Below are 13,367 nucleotides of genomic sequence, written 5' to 3'. Positions count from 1 at the left end.
CCACCAGGCAGCGCGCCCCGCCGCCCGAACCAACGGGCGACGGGGCTTCGTCACGGGGTCACTCCCCCGACAGTCCACCCAGCAGGTGGCCGAACGAGCGGCCCTCGCCGAGGTACGACGAGGGGTCGAACGGGTCGGCGTCGCGGACGGGTTCGCGGGCGGCGATGGCATCCGCGAGCTCCCGGGCACCCCGGTCGACGCGGGATCCGAGCGGGGCGATCTCGTCGGCGTTGGCGCCCCAGTCGCTCGAGGCGGCGAACACACCGGTCGGCACGGGGTTGGCGTGCAGGTAGGTGAACAGCGGGCGGATCGCGTAGTCGATCGCGAGCGAGTGCCGCGCGGTTCCGGCGTTCGCGCCGAGGAGCACGGGGGTCCCGGTGAGCGCCTGCGGGTCGAGCACGTCGATGAACGACTTGAACAGGCCCGAGTAGCTCGTCGAGAAGATCGGCGTCACCGCGATGATGCCGTCGGCCGAGACGACCGTGTTGATCATCTGCTCGAGGGCGGGAGGGGCGAAGCCGGTGAGCAGGTTGTCGGTCAGGTCGTGCGCGTAGTCGCGCAGCTCGAACACGTCGGCGGTGGCCTCGATGCCGCGCTCGCGCAGCTCCGCGAGCACGGCGTGGCTGAGCCGGTCGCCGAGCATACGGGTCGACGAGGGCGTCGACAGGCCCGCGGTCACGACCGCGATGCGACGGGCGGCCATCTCAGGCACCCACCTTCGTCGCAGCGGCGCCGAAGGCGCTGCCCGAGCGGGGCGCGGCATCCTGGTACGGGCTGCCCGAGACCATGTTGTCGCCGCGGTTCGCGCCGGGGACGGCCTGACGCGGGGCGGCGCCGGCGTAGGTCTTCTCGACGAGGTTGGCGTGCGTGGGCGCGTCGGGCACCTCGGCGGGGCGGTTCTTCTGCAGTTCCTTGCGCAGCACCGGAACGACCTCGCCGCCCAGGATGTCGAGCTGCTCGAGCACGGTCTTGGTCGGAAGACCCGCGTGGTCGATGAGGAACAGCTGGCGCTGGTAGTCGCCGAACGTCTCGCGCATCGCGGCGTAGCGGTCGATGATCTGCTGCGGCGAGCCGACGGTCAGCGGGGTCATCTCGCTGAAGTCCTCGAGGCTCGGGCCGTGGCCGTAGACGGGGGCGTTGTCGAAGTACGGGCGGAACTCGCGCACGGCGTCCTGCGAGTTGGCGCGCATGAACACCTGGCCGCCGAGGCCGACGATCGCCTGCTGGGGCGTGCCGTGACCGTAGTGGGCGAAGCGCTCGCGGTACAGCGTGATCAGGCGCTGGTAGTGCTCCTTGGGCCAGAAGATGTTGTTCGCGAAGAAGCCGTTGCCGTAGTACGCGGCCTGCTCGGCGATCTCGGGCGTGCGGATCGAGCCGTGCCACACGAACGGGGGCACACCGTCGAGGGGGCGCGGGGTCGAGGTGAAACCCTGCAGCGGGGTGCGGAACTTCCCCTCCCAGTCGACGACGTCTTCACGCCACAGCTTGTGCAGCAGGTCGTAGTTCTCGATGGTCAGGGGTAGACCCTGGCGGATGTCCTTGCCGAACCAGGGGTAGACCGGGCCGGTGTTGCCGCGGCCGAGCATGAGGTCGGCGCGACCGCCCGAGACGTGCTGCAGCATCGCGAAGTCCTCGGCGATCTTCACCGGGTCGTTCGTGGTGATGAGGGTCGTGGAGGTCGTGAGGATGAGGCGCTCGGTCTGGGCCGCGATGTACGCGAGCGTCGTCGTGGGCGACGACGACCAGAACGGCGGGTTGTGGTGCTCGCCGAGGGCGAAGACGTCGAGGCCGACCTCTTCGGTGTGCTTGGCGATCGTGAGGGTGTCTTTGATGCGCTGGGCTTCGCTCGGCGTCGTCCCGGTGGTCGGGTCCTGGGTGATGTCGCTCACCGTCATGACACCGAACTGCATTCCGGGCCAGGTGTTCGTCTCGCTCATGATGCCTCTTCCATTTGTATGCATCTGAATATACATGGTGGAACGCGCCGCGCCGAGCTTTATTCCGGCCACCCCCTCCCGATCAGCGAGAAACGCTCCCCGCACCGGGAAACGCGTTCAGCGGGCGTTTCCCGGCGCAGGGAGCGTTTACGAGTCGGCACAGGCGTTACGCCCCCAGCAGCCCCGCCCCCACCGATGCCCCCGCGGCCGGCGCGGGCGGCACGGCCCACAGCCCCGAGCCGACGTGGCGGACGTACTCGTTCATGGCATCCGTCGACAGGGCCTTCTGCACGGTGATGTACCGCTGCGGGCTCTTCTGGAACGACAGGAAGAACAGGCCGGCGTTGAGCCGCCCCAGGTCGGTCGTGCCGTCGACGAAGTTGTACCCGCGACGCAGCAGTCGGATACCGCCGTTCATGTCGGGGTGCGCGAGGCGCACGTGGCTGCGCGGGTCGATCGCCGGGGTCCCGGTGGCGCCCGCCGCCGCGAAGTCGGGCGCGGTGAACTCGTCGCCGCCCGACAGCGGTGCGCCGTTCGCCTTGTCGCGACCGATCACGCGGTCCTGCTCGGCCAGACGCGTGCGGTCCCACGTCTCGATGAGCATCGAGATGCGCCGCGCGACCAGGTACGACCCGCCCGCGAGCCAGGCCGGGCCCTCGGATGCCGACACCCACACGTTCTCGTCGAGAGCGGCCGCGTCATCGGCGAGGATGTTGGCCGTTCCATCCTTGAACCCGAACAGATTCCGAGGGGTCGTCTGCTCGGAGGTCGTCTTCGAGGTACGACCGAACCCGAGCTGCGACCACCGGATCGTCGCCCGACCGAAGGCGATCCGACTGAGGTTGCGGATGGCGTGGACCGCCACTTGCGGGTCGTCCGCACAGGCCTGGATACAGAGATCGCCGTCGGAACGCAGCGGGTCGAGATCGTCGCCGAGGAACGCCGGCAGCCGCTCGAGCCCGTCGGGACGCTGCCCCTCGAGTCCGAAACGCTGGTCGAACAACGACGGACCGAATCCGAACGTGATGGTGAGGTTGCTCGCCGGCAGGCCCAGGGCCTCGCCCGTGTCGTCCGGCGGCGCCTGGGGAGAGCCGCCCACGGCACCCGTGGCGGTCACCTCGAGCCCCTGCATCATGCGGGTCGCGGCGTACGTCCAGTCCGAGAGCAACTCGGCGAGGTCGTCGCGCGTCGTCCGCGCCATCATGTCGTACGAGGCGAAGTGCAGGTGCTCCTGCACCGGCGTCGTGATCCCGGGCTGATGGATGCCGGTCGTCACCGCCGCGGCATCCTTCACCGCCTTCTGCTGCTCGAGGGCGTAGGCCTGACCGCCGACGAGGCCGCCTCCGGCGCCGACGACGAGCCCCGTGGCCCCGGCGCCGAGGGCGAGGCCCATCAGCCCACGGCGCGACAAGCCCGTGGCATCCGGGGTCTGCTCCTCCGGCGTGCTCTGCGCGTCGCTCACGCTCACTCCAGGATCGTCACCGTCAGCTGCGAGAGCGGCTCGGCGAGGGCGTTGATGAGGTCGGTGAGCTGGCGCTTGTCGGCCTCGGTGATCTGGCTGTAGGGGACGAAGCCGGCGTCGAGCGACCCGTACTTCGCCAGGGCCGCCTCGAGATCGGCGTAGCCGCCGTCGATGCGCGACACGAGCGCGGTGCCCTTGTCGCCCTTCGAATCGGCGAAATCGCGCACGAGCGAGAAGGCCATCTTCGAGCCCTCGACGTTCGCCGCGAAGTCGTTGAGGTCGGTGCCCGACCACCAGTCCTCTTCGCCGCTGATCTTGCCCGTGGCAACCTCGTCGAGCAGCGAGATCGCCCCGTTCGAGATCCCCGCGACGCCCTGCGCGTCGAGCGCCTGGGTGAAGGCGTCGGAGTGCACGTAGTCGTACAGCTCCTGGGTGTCGGCGACGAGCTTGTCACCGTAGGTCGCGCGCTCGGCGGGGGTCGAGGGCGCCCAGTCCTTCCACGCGGGGGTCTCGCCGTCGGCGTTCAGGGCGTCCTGCGCCGGAACCCAGAGGTCCTTCTCGATGCGGTGGAACCCGGTCCAGCCCAGCCCCTCGGCCACGGCGTCGACCTCGCGGTAGTCGATGCGCGGGTCGAGGTCGCCGAGCGCCTCGGCGATCGGCTCGATGCGCTCGTAGAAGGCGCGCACGCGCGGGAACTGCTCCTTCGCCGCGGCGTCGTCGCCCGACTCGTAGGCGGCGGTGAACGTCTGCACGGCGGGGATCAGCTGTCCGACCTGGTCCTTGACGAAGGCGGCGTAGAGGTCGACGGCCTTCTGCTTCTGCTCGGCATCCGGACCACTGACGGCGACGGCGTCGCCGGTGACGGTGAAGCTCGCCTTGCCCACCCCGTCGCCGACCATACCGGGCTTGCAGAGGGTGAAGTAGTCGCCGGGCTGCGCGACGACCGTGAGGTTGCGCGAGGCACCCGGGGCGATGTTCTCGACCTCGCCGACGATGCGCAGACCGTCGGACGCCAGAAGGTAGAACTCCGTGACCTGGTCGCTCTTGTTGCTCACGTCGAACGCGACGGTGCCGCTGGGCGCGCTGGTGGCCGAGACCGCGCAGCCGTCGCCGGTCGAGGTGACGGACAGTGCACCCGAGGCCGCCGCGTCGGATTTCGCGACGCAGCCGGACAGGAGCAGGACGGTCGCGCCGGCCGCGGCGGTCGCCGCGAGGAGGCGTGTCGAGTTCATGGTTCTCCGATCGATGAGAGAGGGATGCCGCGGCGTCGGGCACGCGGTCGGTGCCGGGGGGCTACGGGGTGGCGGTGGCGGGCGGGGCGGTGGGCGAGGACCCGACCCGTGCCGGCTCCACCGGGGCGGTGGGGCGGGGTGCGGCATCCGACGCCGACGCACCCGTCGGCCGCGGTCGGCGGTTCGCGCGGACGCCGCGGAAGAAGAGGGGCGCGACGATGGCGATGTACGCCACCCAGGCGATCACCTGGAGCCAGGTCATCTGCGGCATGAAGCCGACCGTCGCCTGAAGTAGTACGGCGAGCGCACTGTCGGGCGCGATGGCGGTGGATACGTCGAACGCCCAGCCGAAGGGGAAGCCGGCCCACCCGGTGGCGACCGCACCGGTCGCGGGATCGAGCGGCGCCCCGGCTCCGAAGGGTCCGGGAAGGGCTCCCGCCTCCTGCAGATCGTGGAAGGCGTACGCGAGGACGCCGGCCGCGACGATGACGAGGACGCCGCCGGTCCAGGTGAAGAAGCGGCCGAGGTTCAGGCGCAGCATGCCGCGCGCGATGAACCAGCCGAGCACGACGGCCGTCATCAGCCCGAGCAGTGCGCCCAACAGGGCGACGGGCGATTCGCCGAACGACTGCACCATCGACCACAGCAGAAGGGTCGTCTCGACGCCCTCGCGCGCGACCGAGACGAACCCGATGGCCACGAGCGCCCAGACGCCCCCGCGCAGCGCCTTGTCGAGGCCGCCCTCGAGGCCCGCCTTGAGCGTGCGCCCCGCCTTCTGCATCCAGAAGATCATCCACGTGACCATCGCGACGGCCACCAGGGACAGCCCGCCGCCGAGCAACTCTTGCGCCTCGAACGTCAGCATGTACGCGCCGAAGGTGAAGATCGCCCCGACGCCGAGGGCGAGGGCGACGGCGAGTCCCACACCGGTCCACAGCGTGGGGAGCGCGTCGCGGCGGTCGAGACGCGTGAGGTAGGCGACGAGGATGCCGACGACCAGGGCCGCCTCGAGGCCCTCACGCAGACCGATGAGGAAGGTGGCGAAGAAGCTTGCGAGCACGAGCGGAGGACCCGACTTTCACGATGGGGGTGAGGACGCCGCGGCACTGCGGAAGGTAAGGACAGCCTCACCTGACCACTACACAATACGCAATACCCGGGACGATTCCCACCAGGGATCGGCGGGATCATCCCTCTCGACGCGGGCGTCACCCGCCGAGCGGTAATCGTCGGCAACATTCGGGCGGCATCGCGCGGGCCGACCTAGCCTCGATCCATGTCCGACCTGAACCTCCCCGTTCTCGACCTCTCGCTCCTCGACCAGGGCCCCGACGCCGCCGCCCGCTTCCGCGATGAGCTGCGCGCCGCCACCCACGACGTCGGGTTCTTCTACCTCACCGGCACCGGTGTGAGCGCCGAGCTCGAGGCGCGCCTGCTGCAGGCCGCGAAGGACTTCTTCGCCCTGCCCGAGGCCGAGAAGCTCTCGATCGAGAACGTCACGAGCCCCCACTTCCGCGGGTACACGCGCGTCGGCGGCGAGCGCACGCAGGGCCGCGTCGACTGGCGCGAGCAGATCGACATCGGCCCCGAGCGCGACCCCCTGACCGACCCCGACGGCCCGGGGTACAACCGTCTCGTCGGTCCGAACCTGTGGCCCGCGGCCCAGCCCGAGCTGCAGGACGTCGTGACCGAGTGGCACGACCACCTCACGGGCGTCGCCCGCAAGCTCCTCCGCGCATGGGCCCTCGCCCTTGGCGCGGAGGAACAGTACTTCGACCGCCACTTCGGCGACCCGCAGACCCTCATCAAGATCGTCCGCTACCCCGGTAAGGACGACCCGACCCCCCAGCAGGGGGTGGGCGCCCACAAGGACTCGGGCGTGCTGACCCTGCTGTGGGTCGAGCCCGGAAAGGGCGGCCTGCAGGTCGAGCGCGACGGCGAGTGGGTCGACGCTCCCCCGGTGCCCGGCGCCTTCGTGGTCAACATCGGCGAACTGCTCGAGTACGCCACCCAGGGCTACCTGCGGGCGACGAACCACCGGGTGATCTCGCCGCGGTTCCCCGACGAGCGCATCTCGGTGCCGTTCTTCTTCAACCCGGCCCTCGATGCGCGACTGCCGATCATCGAGCTGCCGGCCGAGCTCGCCGCCCAGTCTCGCGGCGTCGAGGACGACCCCGACAACCCCATCCACGCGACCTACGGCGAGAACGCCCTCAAGTCGCGGCTGCGCGCCCACCCCGACGTGGCCGAGCGCTGGCATCCCGACCTGGTCGCCGCCCGCACGGCATCCTGACCTCCGGGCAACCTTCTCGATAAACGCGTGGAGGCACGGTCGAGCGGGAGCGACGAGCGCCGGGAATGACGAAGGCCGCCCCACACCGTGGGGCGGCCTTCCAAGAATGTTTTGCGCGATAGAACGCTGGTGCGATTAGCGACGCAGACCGAGACGCTCGATGAGCGAGCGGTAACGGTTGATGTCGACGTCCTGCAGGTAACCCAGCAGGCGGCGGCGCTGACCGACGAGCAGGAAGAGCCCACGGCGCGAGTGGTGGTCGTGCTTGTGGGTCTTGAGGTGCTCGGTGAGGTCCTTGATGCGCTGCGTCATCATCGCGACCTGCACCTCGGGGGATCCGGTGTCACCGGGGTGCGTCGCGTACTCTTCGATGATCGCCTTCTTGACGTCTGCTTCGAGTGCCATAGATGGGATCCCCTTCCTTCTCATTGCGCGGCGCCCGTCACACGATGTGCGAGCTCTCTTTATCCGCGGCCGATCGAACGGCAACCGCATGAGTCTACCAGCATCGGGATGCCGACACCGCACCGGTCCGCGGCGTCCGGTGTCGGAGGGCTGGCGTAGCCTCGAGCCGTGAGTCAGACCGATCCCGCCGCTCCCCCGCGCCGAGGCGCCCGCGGTGCGTTCATCGATCTGCGGCCCCTGACGACTTCGCCGGCTTTCGCGCGACTCTGGGTGGGGTCGACGCTCGCCGGCCTCGGCGGCCAGCTGACGGTCGTCGCCGTCATGCTCCACGTGTTCGAGCTGACCCAGAGCACGTTCGCGGTGTCGATGATCGCGGTCGCGGGGCTGCTCCCCATGGTTGCGGCGGGCCTGTACGGCGGCATGCTCGCCGATGCCTTCGACCGACGCACCGTCGCCCTCCTGGCCGCGGTGGTCACGTTCGCCTCGACCGCGCTGCTCGCCGCCCTCGCGTGGACAGGTCTCGAGACCGTCGGGTCGCTCTTCGTGCTCAGCGTGGTGAACTCCGCGGCGAACTCCATCGTGATGGCGACGAAGTCCGCGATCACCCCCCGCCTCATCCCCCGGGATCTGCTGCCCGCCGCCGCCGCATTGCAGGGCGTCACCGTCGGGGTCATGGTGATGGCGGGCCCGGCCCTGGCCGGCGTGCTCGTCGCCGTCGCGGGTTACGCCTGGACCTACTCTCTCGACGTCCTCCTGATGACCTCGCTGTTCCTCGGCCTCTGGTCGCTGCCGAAGCTCCGCCCCGAGGGTGAGATCGTTCGACCCGGACTCGAGTCGTTCCGCGACGGCGTGCGCTTCCTCCGTCGGGCTCCGAACATCCGGCTGCAGTACATCCTCGACATCATCGCGATGACCTTCGGGCAGCCGGTGGCCCTGTTCCCGGCGATCGGGGCGGTGCTGCTGGGCGGCGGGGCGATCACCACCGGCATCCTGACGGCGGCCGTCGCCGCGGGGGCCTTCTTCTCCAGCCTGTTCTCGGGCCCGATCGGGCGCGTGCGCCGTCAGGGGCTCGGCATCGAACGTGCGATCCAGGTCTACGGTCTGTCGATCAGCCTCTTCGGTTTCGTGCTTCTCTCGGCCACTCTCGGCTGGCTCCGCCCGGCCCTCGTCGACGAGACCCACGCGGCGGTCGCCCTCATCGCCCTCGCCGCGGTGGTCCTGGCGGTGTCCGGCGCCGCCGACAACGTCAGTGCGATCTATCGGTCGACCATGATGCAGGCGGCGGTTCCGGATGCCATGCGCGGGCGCCTCCAGGGCATCTTCGTCGTCGTGGTGGCCGGCGGCCCTCGCGTCGGCGCCCTCTACGCCGGCACCCTGGCGACACTCGCCGCCCTGTGGGTGCCGCCGCTGTTCGGCGGCATCCTGATCCTCGGTCTCGTCGGCACCCTCGTGCGGTTCTCGCCGCGTTTCCGCGCGTACGACGCGCTCGACCCCCAGCCCTGACTTCTCGGCCCACCCCTTCTCGTCGTGCGACCCCGAGCTGCCGATCGTCGGCGGATTCCGGCCGTCGCACTAGCCCGGCCCGCGCGATGTCGACGGTCGGCCGTAGTGTCGGCTCCGTGGCATCCACCTCCGCTCCCTCGCCCGTCTCGATCGCCGTGCAGTTCGTGCTCACCGGCATCGTGTGGGGCTCGAGCTTCCTCTTCATCGCGATCGCCCTGACCGGCATGACCCCGGCGCAGGTCGCCGGCGGCCGTCTGCTGTTCGGCGCTCTCGCGCTGGCCGCGATCGTGGCGATCCGCCGCGAGCGTCTGCCCCGCGATCGCCGGGTGTGGGGGCACCTGAGCGTGCTGTCGCTGAGTTTCTGCGTCGTGCCGTTCCTGCTGTTCGCGTGGGCGGAGCAGCACGTCTCCTCGGGGCTCGCGAGCATCTTCAACGCGACCACGCCGATCATGACCGCGATCATGGCGTGGGCGGTCTTCCGCGTCGAGAGCCTGAAGCTCGGGCAGCTGATCGGCATCGCCGTGGGCATCGCGGGCGTCGTCGTAATCATCGCGCCGGGCGCCGTCGCCGATGTGGGCGACAGCACGATCGCGCAGATCGCCCTCCTGGGCGCGACAGCCTGTTACGGCTTCAGCCTCGCGTACATGCGCCGCTTCCTCGGCGACACCGGCCTCTCGGGCATCGCTTTCGCGTTCGGCTACATCGGGCCGGCGGCGGCGTTCATGGTCCTGCTGTCGCCGTTCATCCTGGCCGAGCCGATGCAGCTGACCCTGCCGGTCGTCGGGAGCATCGTCGCCCTCGGCGTCCTCGGCACCGGAATCGCCTACGTCTGGAACCAGAACACCCTGCGCGCCTGGGGGCCGACCCGTGCCTCGACCGTCACGTACATCACCCCGGTGGTCGGGGTGGCTCTCGGCATCCTGGTCCTGGGCGAGCGCATCTCGTGGAACGAGCCCGTGGGCGCGGCCGTGGTGTTCGTGGGCATTCTGCTCGTGCAGCAGCGCATCCGCCTGCGGCGTCACGCTCGCGCCTGAGCAGGCCCCCGCCTCCGCGGGGTACGACGAAGGCCCCGGATGCCGAGCACCCGGGGCCTTCGAGGAGTTCATGTCCGCAGCGTCAGCTGCGGGACGATCACGCCTGGAGCGAGAGCTGCAGGTCGAGCTCGATGGTGACGTCCTTGCCGACGAGCACGCCGCCGGTCTCGAGGGCCGCGTTCCAGGTGAGGCCGAAGTCTTCGCGGTTGATGACCGTCTTGGCGGTCGCGCCGGCCTTGTAGTTGCCCCACGGGTCGGTGCCGAAGCCGCCGAAGTCGAGCGCGAAGGTCGCGGGCTTGGTGATGCCGCGGATGGTCAGGTCGCCGTCGACGAGGAAGTCGCCGTCCTCGAGGCGGACACCGGTGGAGCGGAAGTCCATCGTCGGGTAGGTCTCGACGTCGAAGAACTCCGCCGAACGGAGGTGCTGGTCGCGACCCTCGTCCTTGGTGTCGACCGAGGTGACGTCGACGGATGCCTCGACGGTGGCCTCGAGGGGGTTCTCGGGAGCGACGATCGTGGCGCTCTTCATACCGAAGGTGCCGCGCACCTTCGAGATCATCATGTGGCGCACCGAGAAGGTGACCTCGCTGTGCGAGGGGTCGAGCACCCAGGTGCCCGCCTTGTAACCGGGGATGTCGAGGGCGGTGGTGTCAGTCATGTCACTCCTAAAGGTCTGGGGAGCCGTATCGGCGTCCTGCCGGGGTCCAACTCCCATTCACACGAATGTATTCCACGATCGAGGAAAACAACGAACCCGAGGAGGCCGCAGCCCCCTCGGGTTCGTGAACAGACGATGAAGAACGGCTGATCAGCCCACCTTCAGCAGGTCGATGATGAAGATGAGGGTCTTTCCACCGAGGAAGTGCCCGCCGGCGGGACCGTAGGCCAGGTGCGGCGGGATCACGAGCTCGCGGCGTCCGCCGACCTTCATACCCGGGATGCCGTCCTGCCAGCCCTGGATCAGGCCGCGGAGGGGGAACTGGATGCTCTCGCCACGACCCCACGAGGAGTCGAACTCTTCACCCGACTCGTACTCGACACCGGCGTAGTGCACGGTGACGGTGTCGCCGGGCTTCGCCTCGTCGCCGTCGCCGACGGTGATGTCGCGGATGACGAGGTCGGAGGGGGCGGGGCCGCTGGGAGCGTCGAACTCCGGCTTGGTGCGATCAGTCATGACTCCATCCAAGCACGGACGCGCCGCCCGCGAGCCCCCTGGACAACCCGGCCGGAGAAAGACTCAGCGCCCGGTGCCGCGGCGATGCCTGCGTGTCTACCGGGCGCTGAGTTGGCCTACTTCGATGGTGCTCCCGCGCCGCGATGCTGTCAAGACCCCCTCTCGGGCTCCTGTCAGGGGCGGAGCAGCGCCGCGCGGGCGGCGGTCGTGCGCTCGAGCAGGTAGCGCTCCGTGGCGGGGGCGTTCGGGTCGCGTCCCGACAGCGAACGCTGTCTCGCGGCTGCGAGAGCCGTGGCATCCGCGATGAAACCCTTCATCACGGCGGCGCGGTCCCCCGGCAGGGTGCGAGACCACGCCAGGGCCGACCGTCGCCCCGGGCCGGTCGCGAGCATGTCCACCTCTTGAGGGGTGAACCACCCCGCCGCGGCGTACTCCCCCAGCCGAGCCCTCGTCAGCCGGGACTCCTCGCGACGCAGAGCCAGGATGCCGAGGATGAACAGGACGAACAGCGGCACCTGCAGCGCGGCGTACACCTCGAAGAAGTCGAAGAAGGTGGCCGAACCGTTCCACAGCGCGTGCAGAACGATCGCGCCCAGCACGCCCGGGACGCCGTAGCGGAGCGCGGCCCCCGCGCGCAGCCCCCGCCGCGCGGCGAGGCCGAAAGCGAACCCCGTGAGGCTCGTGAACATGACATGGGCGAACGGCGAGAGCACGGCACGCAGGAAGAACGTGCTCGCGACCTGCGCGGGGCCGCCCTCGAGGTAGCTGATCGCGAAGTACTGCACGTTCTCGGTCAGCGCGAAGCCCGCCCCGATGAGCGCACCGTAGACGATGCCGTCCACCGGACCGTCGAACGCGCGACGTGCGAAGGCGAAGATCAACAGCACCCCGAGTCCCTTGGCGACCTCTTCGACCAGAGGCGCCTGGATGACGCTGCTCGCGGCGCCCGGAAGCGGCCCCGCGGCGAGGGTGATGACGAGATCGACACCCAGAGCGATCGCGACAGAGGCGATCGCACCCCACGCCACCGCGAGGACGAGAAGACGACGGGGCTCGGGTTCCCACCGGTCGATGTAGCGCACGGCGAACCACACGATGACGAAGGGGACGACGGCCAGGACGAGCCCGATGAACGACGCCGCCGTGCCGAGGAACGCGGTGAAGTAGCGCACCAGCAGCGCGAGGAGGGGCACCAGCAGCACGGCGACGATCCACAGCGCCACGCCTCCGCGTCGCGAGCCGGGCGGGGTCGCCGACACCGCCGTCTGGGGAGCCGTGGTGATGCGGGGCGGCTCGGCGGATCCGGGCCGCGATAGCGGCGAGGGGGAGGTCATGCGCACAGCCTAGGGGTGGCGAACGACACGGCATCCGGGGCTTGCAGGCTCCCCCACCGCGCCGAGCCCGGTAGCGTGGAGGCATGCGCTTCGCCCACGTCCGTGCACAGGAGGGGGCGGAAGCCCCCCGTCTCGTCAGCGTCCACGGCGAGGAGTTCTCGTTCGTCGACGAGTTCTTCGCCGGTGCCCCGCGCACCCTCGAGCAGCTCATCGCCGGCGGTGACAACCTGCTGGCGCGCGTGCGCGACGCTGCGGCGAGCGCCCCGCGGCATCCCCTCACCGGCATCCGGTACGCGTCCGCGGTGCTCGCTCCGCCCTCGATCCTCGCCGTCGGCCTCAACTACGCCGCGCACTCCGGCGAGCTGGGTCTCAAGACCGACGCCGGTCCGACCGTGTTCGTGCTGTGGCCGAACTCGCTCACCGCGCACGGCGAGACCACCTCGTGGCCGCGCTCGCTCAGCGAGGCCGTCGACTACGAAGCCGAGCTCGGGGTCATCATCGGGCGTCCCGGCCGCGACATCTCCGAGGAGGACGCGCTCGACCACGTCTGGGGTTACACGGTGGTCAACGACGTGACCGCGCGCAACATCCAGTTCTCCGAGGCCCAGTGGTCGCGCTGCAAGTCGTTCGACGGCTTCACCCCCACCGGTCCTTTCGTCGTGACCGCCGACGAGATCCCCGACCCGCAGGACCTGCACATCTGGACCGTCGTCGACGGTCACACGGTTCAGGATGCCAGCACCGGCCAAATGGTGCGCTCGGTCGCGACCCTCATCAACAAGCTGTCGGAGTCGGTGACGCTGCTCCCCGGCACCCTCATCTCCACCGGCAGCCCCGGAGGTGCCGGTTACTCGCGCGACCCGCAGATCTTCCTGCGCGACCGCTCCACCGTGACCGTCGGGATCGACGGCATCGGCGAGCTGACCACTCACTGCCGCATCCTCGACTGACGTCGGCACGCACGGCGAAGGGCCGGGACGATCACGTCCCGGC

At 70.0% G+C, this 13,367-nt stretch carries 13 protein-coding genes; 4 read left to right on the top strand and 9 right to left on the bottom strand.

What is annotated here, in order from left to right; translation table 11 throughout:
- Window positions 1-58: 58 nt before the first annotated feature.
- The 5 genes from OVA26_RS07480 to efeU form a co-directional block, all read right to left on the bottom strand.
- Window positions 59-703, bottom strand: coding sequence for an FMN reductase (locus OVA26_RS07480; RefSeq protein WP_268104899.1), 645 nt, complete (start codon window positions 701-703; stop codon window positions 59-61).
- 1 nt (window position 704) lies between these two features.
- Window positions 705-1,937 carry an LLM class flavin-dependent oxidoreductase gene (locus tag OVA26_RS07475; protein ID WP_268103643.1) on the bottom strand — a complete coding sequence of 411 codons (1,233 nt, stop codon included), beginning with the start codon at window positions 1,935-1,937 and terminating at the stop codon, window positions 705-707.
- Between the two features lie 166 nt (window positions 1,938-2,103).
- Window positions 2,104-3,399 carry an iron uptake transporter deferrochelatase/peroxidase subunit gene (gene efeB, locus OVA26_RS07470; protein ID WP_442786069.1) on the bottom strand — a complete coding sequence of 432 codons (1,296 nt, stop codon included), beginning with the start codon at window positions 3,397-3,399 and terminating at the stop codon, window positions 2,104-2,106.
- A gap of 2 nt (window positions 3,400-3,401) precedes the next feature.
- On the bottom strand, window positions 3,402-4,631 hold the full coding sequence (gene efeO, locus OVA26_RS07465; protein WP_268103641.1) for an iron uptake system protein EfeO: 1,230 nt from the start codon (window positions 4,629-4,631) through the stop codon (window positions 3,402-3,404).
- 61 nt (window positions 4,632-4,692) lie between these two features.
- Window positions 4,693-5,691 (bottom strand): iron uptake transporter permease EfeU, encoded by a 999-nt coding sequence (gene efeU / locus OVA26_RS07460; protein ID WP_268103640.1) that lies wholly within the window; start codon window positions 5,689-5,691, stop codon window positions 4,693-4,695.
- A 216-nt stretch (window positions 5,692-5,907) separates the two neighbouring features.
- Between efeU and OVA26_RS07455 the strand changes: the two genes are divergently transcribed.
- Window positions 5,908-6,924, top strand: a complete 1,017-nt coding sequence (locus OVA26_RS07455) for an isopenicillin N synthase family dioxygenase (protein WP_268103639.1) — start codon at window positions 5,908-5,910, stop codon at window positions 6,922-6,924.
- A gap of 135 nt (window positions 6,925-7,059) precedes the next feature.
- On the opposite strand, the gene rpsO is transcribed toward OVA26_RS07455, so the two are convergent.
- The gene (gene rpsO, locus OVA26_RS07450; protein WP_056227311.1) at window positions 7,060-7,329 is read right to left on the bottom strand and encodes a 30S ribosomal protein S15; all 270 of its coding nucleotides are present in this window, start codon (window positions 7,327-7,329) and stop codon (window positions 7,060-7,062) included.
- A 168-nt stretch (window positions 7,330-7,497) separates the two neighbouring features.
- Between rpsO and OVA26_RS07445 the strand changes: the two genes are divergently transcribed.
- Together OVA26_RS07445 and OVA26_RS07440 are read left to right on the top strand one after the other, a co-directional pair.
- Entirely contained in the window at window positions 7,498-8,832 is a 1,335-nt protein-coding gene (locus OVA26_RS07445) for an MFS transporter (protein WP_268103638.1), read from the top strand.
- Between the two features lie 116 nt (window positions 8,833-8,948).
- On the top strand, window positions 8,949-9,866 hold the full coding sequence (locus OVA26_RS07440) for a DMT family transporter (protein ID WP_268103637.1): 918 nt from the start codon (window positions 8,949-8,951) through the stop codon (window positions 9,864-9,866).
- Window positions 9,867-9,963: 97 nt separating this feature from the next.
- Here the strand turns inward: OVA26_RS07440 and OVA26_RS07435 are convergent, their stop codons facing one another.
- The 3 genes from OVA26_RS07435 to OVA26_RS07425 all read right to left on the bottom strand — a co-directional run bounded on the left by OVA26_RS07435 (window position 9,964) and on the right by OVA26_RS07425 (window position 12,374).
- A complete protein-coding gene (locus OVA26_RS07435; protein WP_056227302.1) occupies window positions 9,964-10,524 on the bottom strand; it encodes a YceI family protein in 561 nt (186 codons plus the stop codon).
- A 150-nt stretch (window positions 10,525-10,674) separates the two neighbouring features.
- Window positions 10,675-11,040, bottom strand: coding sequence for an FKBP-type peptidyl-prolyl cis-trans isomerase (locus OVA26_RS07430; protein WP_268103636.1), 366 nt, complete (start codon window positions 11,038-11,040; stop codon window positions 10,675-10,677).
- Between the two features lie 173 nt (window positions 11,041-11,213).
- Window positions 11,214-12,374: a PrsW family intramembrane metalloprotease gene (locus OVA26_RS07425; RefSeq protein WP_268103635.1), complete on the bottom strand. Its 1,161-nt coding sequence runs from the start codon at window positions 12,372-12,374 to the stop codon at window positions 11,214-11,216.
- 83 nt (window positions 12,375-12,457) lie between these two features.
- On the opposite strand from OVA26_RS07425, the gene OVA26_RS07420 reads away from it, so the two are divergent.
- Window positions 12,458-13,324 (top strand): fumarylacetoacetate hydrolase family protein, encoded by an 867-nt coding sequence (locus OVA26_RS07420; protein ID WP_268103634.1) that lies wholly within the window; start codon window positions 12,458-12,460, stop codon window positions 13,322-13,324.
- Window positions 13,325-13,367 lie beyond the last annotated feature (43 nt).

It is taken from the genome of Microbacterium sp. SL62, assembly GCF_026672635.1.
GTDB lineage: Bacteria > Actinomycetota > Actinomycetes > Actinomycetales > Microbacteriaceae > Microbacterium > Microbacterium testaceum_A.
Note: the sequence above shows the minus strand (reverse complement) of the source record. Positions and strands in the feature narration are given on the sequence as shown.

Excerpts from the sequence above, each read along its gene's own strand:
- OVA26_RS07480 (WP_268104899.1), bottom strand. The coding sequence starts at position 703 with ATGGCCGCCCGTCGCATCGCGGTCGTGACCGCGGGCCTGTCGACGCCC.
- OVA26_RS07475 (WP_268103643.1), bottom strand. The coding sequence starts at position 1,937 with ATGAGCGAGACGAACACCTGGCCCGGAATGCAGTTCGGTGTCATGACG.
- efeO (WP_268103641.1), bottom strand. The coding sequence starts at position 4,631 with ATGAACTCGACACGCCTCCTCGCGGCGACCGCCGCGGCCGGCGCGACC.
- OVA26_RS07455 (WP_268103639.1), top strand. The coding sequence starts at position 5,908 with ATGTCCGACCTGAACCTCCCCGTTCTCGACCTCTCGCTCCTCGACCAG.
- rpsO (WP_056227311.1), bottom strand. The coding sequence starts at position 7,329 with ATGGCACTCGAAGCAGACGTCAAGAAGGCGATCATCGAAGAGTACGCG.
- OVA26_RS07435 (WP_056227302.1), bottom strand. The coding sequence starts at position 10,524 with ATGACTGACACCACCGCCCTCGACATCCCCGGTTACAAGGCGGGCACC.
- OVA26_RS07430 (WP_268103636.1), bottom strand. The coding sequence starts at position 11,040 with ATGACTGATCGCACCAAGCCGGAGTTCGACGCTCCCAGCGGCCCCGCC.
- OVA26_RS07425 (WP_268103635.1), bottom strand. The coding sequence starts at position 12,374 with ATGACCTCCCCCTCGCCGCTATCGCGGCCCGGATCCGCCGAGCCGCCC.
- OVA26_RS07420 (WP_268103634.1), top strand. The coding sequence starts at position 12,458 with ATGCGCTTCGCCCACGTCCGTGCACAGGAGGGGGCGGAAGCCCCCCGT.